This window comes from Nocardia miyunensis NBRC 108239 (assembly GCF_001613065.1).
Lineage (GTDB): Bacteria > Actinomycetota > Actinomycetes > Mycobacteriales > Mycobacteriaceae > Nocardia > Nocardia miyunensis.
On record NZ_BDBQ01000006.1, the window covers coordinates 1 to 7,937 of the forward strand.

Consider the following 7,937-nt stretch of genomic DNA (forward strand, 5'->3'; position numbering starts at 1 on the left):
AGACGCCCTCGCGCGGCGCGCAGCGTTCGCCGGGCGGTGGATCGGTGACTCGCGCCACGCCGTCCGATGACTCCGCCGCGCCGCCCGACGACGATATTCCGCTGCCCGACGGCCCCGATCTCCCCGACGACCCCGGCCCGGTTGACTACTCGTCAGTAGGTTATGACGGTGTCCCACCTGCGTCGACGCCGGAGGAGGAGCGGGAGATGCTCGCCGAATCGGTGCATCCTGTCCCGCAGCAGGATCGCCGCGACCCTGATGAGGTGGCCTTGGAGCTGCTGAGCGCCGAGCTGGGCGCGACGCGGCTGGAGGCTTGACAGACACCCTCCCGACAGCCTTAAGTTAACCGGAGTTCGCATCCGGCTGTACTATGAACGGGTGGTCGTCAGCATCGGCGCTCCGAGGTTCTATCGTATGCCCAGGTGTACGGGTGCCCGGTAGATCGGTGGGCCGGTGCGTGCCGACGTTTGTACAGCGTTATACGACGGAACCGGGACGTCACGGCCTGTGCGCGAGCGCAGGGTCCCGGGAGCGTCGCCGGACAACTGCCAGCGGTCGGTCGCAGGGCCGGTCGGCGAGGTTACCTGCAGCGATGCCGCACTGTGCGGTGTCGGGGCACCGTAAGGAAGGAAAAACTCCGTTATGACCACAGAGGCCTACATTTTCGAGGCCATCCGCACCCCGCGTGGCCGCAACAAGAAGGGCTCGCTGCACTCGGTCAAGCCGATCGATCTCACGACCGGTCTGGTGAAGGAGCTGCGCAACCGCTTCCCGGACCTCGACGAGGACCGCATCTCCGACATCATCCTGGGCGTTGTGTCGCCGGTCGGGGATCAGGGCGCCGATATCGCCCGCACCACGGTGCTGACCGCCGGACTGCCCGACACCGTCGGCGGCATCCAGATCAACCGCTTCTGCGCCTCGGGCCTCGAGGCGGTCAACCTGGCCGCGCAGAAGGTCCGCTCCGGCTTCGACGACATCGTCCTGGCCGGTGGCGTCGAGTCGATGTCCCGCGTGCCGATGGGTTCGGACGGTGGCGCGATGTTCACCGACCCGATCACCGCGTACGAGAACTACATCGCCCCGCAGGGCATCGGCGCCGACCTGATCGCGACCATCGAAGGCTTCTCCCGCGAGGACGTGGACGCCTACGCCGTGCGGTCCCAGGAGCGCGCGGCCGCGGCCTGGAGCGGCGGCTACTTCACCAAGTCGGTCGTGCCGGTCAAGGACATCAACGGCCTGACCATCCTGGATCGCGACGAGCACATGCGTCCCGGCACCACCCTCGAGGATCTGGCCAAGCTCAAGCCGTCGTTCGCCACGATCGGCGAGATGGGCGGCTTCGACGCGGTGGCGCTGCAGAAGTACCACTACGTGGAGAAGATCAACCACGTTCACCACGGCGGCAACAGCTCGGGCATCGTGGACGGCGCCGCGATGGTTCTGATCGGCTCCGAGGAGGCCGGTAAGGCCTCGGGCCTGACCCCGCGCGCCCGCATCGTCGCGACCGCCACCTCCGGCGCCGACGCGACCATCATGCTGACCGGTCCGACCCCGGCCGCCCGCAAGGTGCTGGCCAAGGCGGGCCTGAGCGTGGACGATATCGACCTGTTCGAGCTCAACGAGGCATTCGCCTCGGTCGTGCTGAAGTTCCAGAAGGATCTGAACATCCCGGACGAGAAGCTGAACGTCAACGGCGGCGCCATCGCCATGGGCCACCCGCTCGGCGCCACCGGCGCGATGATCACCGGCACCATGGTCGACGAGCTGGAGCGCCGCAACGCCCGCTACGCCCTGGTGACCCTGTGCATCGGCGGCGGCATGGGCGTGGCCACCATCATCGAGCGCGTCTAACCCGACCGCGGCGCGTACCGGCGGGCCGAAGGAGGCAGCTTGCGTAACCACGTAGGCCCTCGGAAGCGCCGCCATTCAATTCAGACTTCCTTCAGGAGAACTCTAAAACTATGACCGACAACATGATTGCCTGGGAGAAGGACGCCGACGGCATCGTCGTGCTGACCATGGACGACCCGAACCAGGGCGCCAACACGATGAACGAGCTCTACAAGACCTCGATGACGGCCACCGTGGACCGGCTCGAGGCCGAGAAGGACGACATCACCGGTGTCGTCATCACCTCGGCGAAGAAGACCTTCTTCGCCGGTGGCGACCTCAAGAACATGATGCAGACCGGCCCGGACGACGCGCCGGCCATCATGGAGGAGCTCACCGTCATCAAGGGCGCGCTGCGCCGGCTCGAGCAACTCGGCAAGCCGGTCGTGTCCGCGATCAACGGCGCCGCCCTCGGCGGCGGCCTGGAGATCACCCTGGCCACCCACCACCGCATCGCCGCCGACATCCGGGGCCTCAAGCTCGGCCTGCCCGAGGTGAAGCTGGGCCTGCTGCCCGCCGGCGGCGGCGTCACCCGCACCGTGCGCAAGTTCGGCCTGCAGACCGCGCTGCTGCAGATCCTGTTGCAGGGCAACGAATTCGACGCCCAGAAGGCCAAGAGCATCGGCCTGGTCGACGAGGTCGTCGGTACCGTCGAGGAACTGGTCCCGGCCGCCAAGGCGTGGATCAAGGCCAACCCGGACAAGGGTGTGCAGCCCTGGGACGTGAAGGGCTACAAGATTCCCGGCGGCACCCCCGCCAGCCCCGCGCTGGCCGCGAACCTGCCGGCCTTTCCGGCCAACCTGCGCAAGCAGCTCAAGGGCGCGAACATGCCTGCGCCGAAGAACATTCTGGCCGCCGCGGTCGAGGGCGCCCAGGTCGACTTCGACAACGCCTCGCTGATCGAGTCGCGGTACTTCATCAACCTGCTGACCGGCCCGGTCGCGAAGAACATGATCCAGGCGTTCTTCTTCGACCTGCAGTCGATCAACAACGGCGGTTCGCGTCCCAAGGACGTGCCCAAGCGGGAGATCCGCAAGGTCGGCGTGCTGGGCGCGGGCATGATGGGCGCGGGCATCGCGTACGTCTCGGCCAAGGCCGGTTTCGAGGTCGTGCTCAAGGACGTCTCGCAGGAGGCGGCCGACCGCGGCAAGAACTACTCGGAGAAGCTCGAGGCCAAGGCCCTCTCGCGCGGCAAGACCACCGAGGAGAAGTCCAAGGCGCTGCTGGATCGCATCCACCCGACCGCGGACCCCAAGGACCTGGCGGGCGTCGACTTCGTGATCGAGGCCGTCTTCGAGAACACCGAGCTCAAGCACAAGGTGTTCCAGGAGATCGAGGACATCGTCGAGCCCGATGCGCTGCTGGGTTCGAACACCTCGACCCTGCCGATCACCGGCCTGGCCGCGGGCGTCAAGCGCGAGCAGGACTTCATCGGCATCCACTTCTTCTCCCCGGTCGACAAGATGCCGCTGGTGGAGATCATCCGCGGCGAGAAGACCTCGGACGAGGCGCTGGCCCGGGTGTTCGACTACACCCTGGCGATCCGCAAGACCCCGATCGTGGTCAACGACAGCCGCGGTTTCTTCACCTCGCGGGTGATCGGCACGTTCGTGAACGAGGCGATCGCGATGCTGGTCGAGGGCATCGAGCCGCAGACCATCGAGCAGGCCGGTCTGCAGGCGGGCTACCCGGCCGCGCCGCTGCAGCTCTCGGACGAGCTGAACCTCAAGCTCATGCAGAAGATCGCGAAGGAGACCGAGGAGGCCGCGCAGTCCGGCGACACCACGATGGGTACCACTCGGCACCCGGCGCTGGACGTCGTGGACTACATGGTCGCCGAGGGGCGTCCGGGCCGCCTGGAGAAGGCCGGTTTCTACGAGTACGACGAGGACGGCAAGCGCCTCGGTCTGTGGAACGGGCTGCGTGAGCACTTCAAGACCAGCACCGAGGACAAGGCTCCTTTCCAGGATCTGATCGACCGGATGCTGTTCGCCGAGGCCATCGAGACCCAGAAGTGTTTCGACGAGGGTGTGCTGACCACCACCGCGGACGCGAACATCGGCTCGATCTTCGGTATCGGGTTCCCGGCCTGGACCGGTGGCGTGCACCAGTTCATCGTCGGATACCCGGGTGGACAGCAGGCTTTCGTGGCCCGCGCCGACGATCTGGCCGCCAAGTACGGCGACCGTTTCCAGGTCCCCGCCTCGCTGCGCTGATCCGGTGAGCTCCGGCGGTGATCAGCCGCCGGGAGTCCCCGCTACGGCCCGGCCCTCCGCTGACGCGGTGGTCCGGGCCGTCGGCGTATCCGGGCAAGTCGTTGCCGTGGTGTGTGTTTGGGCGGGGCGCGCTCGGCGTGGAATTGCGGACGCGCGGCGCTCGGGCGAGCTACGTTGGACTCAGCGGAGACATCGAGGACGGTCCTATGAATGCACGCGGGGACAAGGTCGGCGGTACACCCTCGGAGTCGGACACCCAGCAGTATCAGCCGGTGAACATGGCGCAGGAGCTCGAGGCCATCGGCTTGGACGATGCCGAGGAGATCGGCCGCGGGGGGTTCGGGGTGGTGTATCGCTGTGTCCAGAAGGCGTTGAGCCGGACCGTCGCGGTGAAGGTGCTGTCCACGGAGATCGATCCGGAGAGCCGCGAACGTTTCCTGCGCGAGGAACATGCGATGGGCCGGTTGTCCGGCCATCCCAATATCGTCGACGTGCTGCAGGTGGACGTCACCGCCAGCGGGATGCCGTGCCTGGTGATGCCCTATGCCGTCCACGGTTCACTCGAACGGCTCGTACGAGACGACGGCCCGCTGAGCTGGGCCGATACGTTGCGCGTCGGGGTGAAGCTGGCCGGGGCGATCGAGAGCGCGCACCGGGTGCAGGTGCTGCATCGCGATGTGAAACCCGCCAATGTGCTGTTGAACCGCTACGGGGAACCACAGCTGACCGACTTCGGGATCGCCCGGATTTCGGGCGGTTTCCGGACCTCCGCCGCCATGATCACCGGTTCGCCCGCGTTCACCGCGCCCGAGGTGCTCAAGGGCGAACAGCCCACCGTGCTCTCGGACGTCTACGGGCTGGGTGCGACGTTGTTCGCGCTGCTCACCGGCCATGCGGCGTACGAGCGGCAGTCCGGGGAGAAGATCGTCGCGCAGTTCCTGCGGATCACCACCCAGCCCGTGCCGGATCTGCGCGCGCAGGACATTCCCGCCGACGTGGCCGCCGCGATCGAGCAGGCCATGTCGGCGGATCCGGCCGATCGCCCGGCTTCGGCGCTGGCGTTCGGTGAGCTGCTGCGCGCGGCACAGCACGAGCACGGACAGCCGCCCGACGAGATGGCGCTGCTGGATCCGGGGCAGGCGTCGAATGTGCCTGGGACACTGGAGAATGCGCCGTCGCGCACCGGTGTGCTGTCCAGCGGTCCGCGTACCGCGCTGACCTTGCGTTCGGATGTGTCGCCGTATCCCACCGGGGTGCTACCGCCGACCGCCGCGACGAAATTCCGCCCGCCGACGCCCACCCGCGAACCGGTGGCGCGGCCGCGTCTGCTGGATATCCTGCGGGCCGGTGGCCGGCGACGGCTGGCGATCATCCACGGCCCGGCCGGTTTTGGGAAGAGCACCCTGGTCACGCAGTGGCAGGCCGAACTGTCCGATGGCGGAAACGCGGTGGCGTGGATAGGAATCGACCGCGACGACGACAACGAGGTGTGGCTGCTCGCGCATCTGGTGCATGCGATCCGGCGAGTGTGCCCGGATATCGGGGCCGGGCTCGAGCAGGTGCTCGAGGAGCGGTCCGAAGAGGCTGTGCCGTACGCCATTTCGACGCTGATCGATGAGATCCACGCGGCCGGCCGGACGGTGGTGGTGGTCATCGAGGACTGGCATCGGATCACCGACGCCGGGGCGCAGCGTGCGATGGATACGTTGCTGGACAACGGATGTCATCATCTTCGATTCGTCATCACCACGCGGGAGTGCGCGGGTCTGCCGTTGAGCCGCCTGCGGGTGCGCGACGAGCTGGTCGAGATCGGTACCGCCGAGCTGCGGCTCACCCAATCCGAGATACGACAGATTCTGGTGGAGCGCAACGGGTTCGAGCTGACCGATGCGCAGCTGGAGCGGATCGGCCGGGCCACCGACGGCTGGCCCGCGGCGATCGCGCTGGTGAGCCTGTCGCTGCGGGCGCGGGCGCGGGCGGCCGGAAAAGGCGATACCGACGACGCGGTCTCCGAGGTCGACACCGATGCGCTGATCGGCCATCTGTCCGAGCGCAACGAGCCCATCGGTGAATATCTGGCCGAGAACGTCCTGGACACCCTCGAACCCCGGATGCTGACCTTCCTGATGTCGCTCTCGGCGACCGAGAAGGTGTGCGGATCGCTGGCCGCCGCGGTCAGCGGGGAGGCCGACGCCGAGGATCTGCTCGATCAGGCCTGCCGCCGTGAGCTGTTCGTGCGGCGGCTGGATCACGATCCCGGTTGGTACCGATTGCAGCCGCTGTTCGCCGAACAACTGCGCGCCCGCCTCGAACGTGAATCACCAGGTGCGTCGAAGAGTCTGCACCGCAAGGCTTCTCGCTGGTACGCCGAACACCAGCTGCTGCGCAAATCGGTGGATCACGCACTGGCCGCGACGGATCTGAAGCTGGCGCTGGATCTGCTCGAGAGCGGCGGAATGGAGCTGATCGACACGTCGAAACTGGCCACTCTGCTCGGTTCGGTGTCCAAACTTCCGGTGCAGCAGGTCGCGACGCGGTCGAAGCTGATGCTGGCGCTGGCGCGGGCCAATATCAACCTCCAGCAGTCCAGTGCCGCGCGCACCGCCCTGGGCCGGGTGAGCAGTATGTTGGCCCGCAACGCGCCGGGTGACGCCGACACCGTGCGTCAGCGTTGTGAGGCGGATGTGCTGGCCGCCGCCGATCTGGTCGCCCGCGACCGCACAGACGGTGTGGCGGAACGGGTTTCGGACACCCTGGCCGCCGCGGACGAGCTGCCCGCCTGGACCGTGTCCACCGCGGCGAATCTGATGTCGTACGTGCGCCTGTGCGATTTCGACTTCGACGGCGCGCGCGATATGCAGGAGTGGGCGGCCCCATACCACAAGCGATCCAAGGAACCTCTGGGCGAGGTGCTCGGACTGCTCAATCGCGCGGCGGCCGCCTACGAGCAACTCGACATCGACACGGCCGCACGATATTGCGAGCGGGCGTGGCAGGTCGCGCGGGATCGCTCGGGTACGCGTTCACATGCGGTGCGCGCGGCCGCCGCGCTGCTGGGCGAGGTGAAGTACCGGAGCGGGGATCTCGACGCGGCCGAGGAGCTGCTGGACGAGAGTCATCAGCTGGTCGCCCGGGTCGGGCCGGCGGATTTCATGATCACCACCTTCGTGGTGGGTTCGCGGGTGAAGTCCGCGCGCGGGGATACCGAGACCGCCGCCGCGCGCCTGCTCGAGGGCGCCCGGCTCGCCGCCGACCGCAGACTGCCCCGGCTGGCCGCGCACATCCGCGCCGAACAACTGCGAATCGGCTTGACCATGGATGCGCCGATCCCGTTGGGAGATCCGGGATTACGGCCGATGCGGCAGGTCAGCGGGACCGCCGCGCTGACCGCCGAGGCCGAGGAGATCGCGGCGGTGCGCGCACTGCTGGCCCGCAGCGCCGCGCACGGCGGCTTCGATTCCTCGCGCGGCTACGACCCGTACTTCGGCAGCGCCGACTTCGCGCCACTGGGCGTCGACGATTCGGCCGTCAAACGCACTCGCGCGCTCTACAGCCGAATCGCCGAACAACACCGTCCCCGTGCGCAATTGGACGCGTCGCTACTTCTGGCCGAATGCCTCTGCGTCGCGGGCTGGACCGGCGAATCCATCGCGACCCTCACGCCCGTCGTGGTCCGCTGCGCCGAATTGGGTTGGCGCAGACCGCTTCTGGACGCCGGGCCGGGGGTCCTTTCCCTGCTGCGGGCAATGCGCAGCGAAATGCTCATGGGCACAGAATATTCCGAGATCACCGAAGAAACCCACCGTTTCCTGAGCACGCTGTAGTTTC

3 protein-coding genes and 1 pseudogene are annotated in these 7,937 nt (G+C 67.6%); all 4 read left to right on the top strand.

Features of this window, described 5'->3' with window-relative positions; translation table 11 throughout:
* A pseudogene (locus NM2_RS50090) lies at positions 1 to 317 on the top strand (DNA polymerase III subunit gamma/tau); the annotation flags it as partial.
* 325 nt (positions 318 to 642) lie between these two features.
* Positions 643 to 1,854, top strand: coding sequence for an acetyl-CoA C-acetyltransferase (locus NM2_RS04000; RefSeq protein WP_067664201.1), 1,212 nt, complete (start codon positions 643 to 645; stop codon positions 1,852 to 1,854).
* A 110-nt stretch (positions 1,855 to 1,964) separates the two neighbouring features.
* A complete protein-coding gene (locus NM2_RS04005) occupies positions 1,965 to 4,109 on the top strand; it encodes a 3-hydroxyacyl-CoA dehydrogenase NAD-binding domain-containing protein (RefSeq protein ID WP_067664202.1) in 2,145 nt (714 codons plus the stop codon).
* A 206-nt stretch (positions 4,110 to 4,315) separates the two neighbouring features.
* The gene (locus NM2_RS04010; protein WP_084530458.1) at positions 4,316 to 7,933 is read left to right on the top strand and encodes a serine/threonine-protein kinase; all 3,618 of its coding nucleotides are present in this window, start codon (positions 4,316 to 4,318) and stop codon (positions 7,931 to 7,933) included.
* Positions 7,934 to 7,937 lie beyond the last annotated feature (4 nt).

What these genes read in the sequence shown, in the direction of transcription:
- NM2_RS04000 (WP_067664201.1), top strand. Translation starts at nt 643, where the DNA reads ATGACCACAGAGGCCTACATTTTCGAGGCCATCCGCACCCCGCGTGGC.
- NM2_RS04010 (WP_084530458.1), top strand. Translation starts at nt 4,316, where the DNA reads ATGAATGCACGCGGGGACAAGGTCGGCGGTACACCCTCGGAGTCGGAC.
- NM2_RS04005 (WP_067664202.1), top strand. Translation starts at nt 1,965, where the DNA reads ATGACCGACAACATGATTGCCTGGGAGAAGGACGCCGACGGCATCGTC.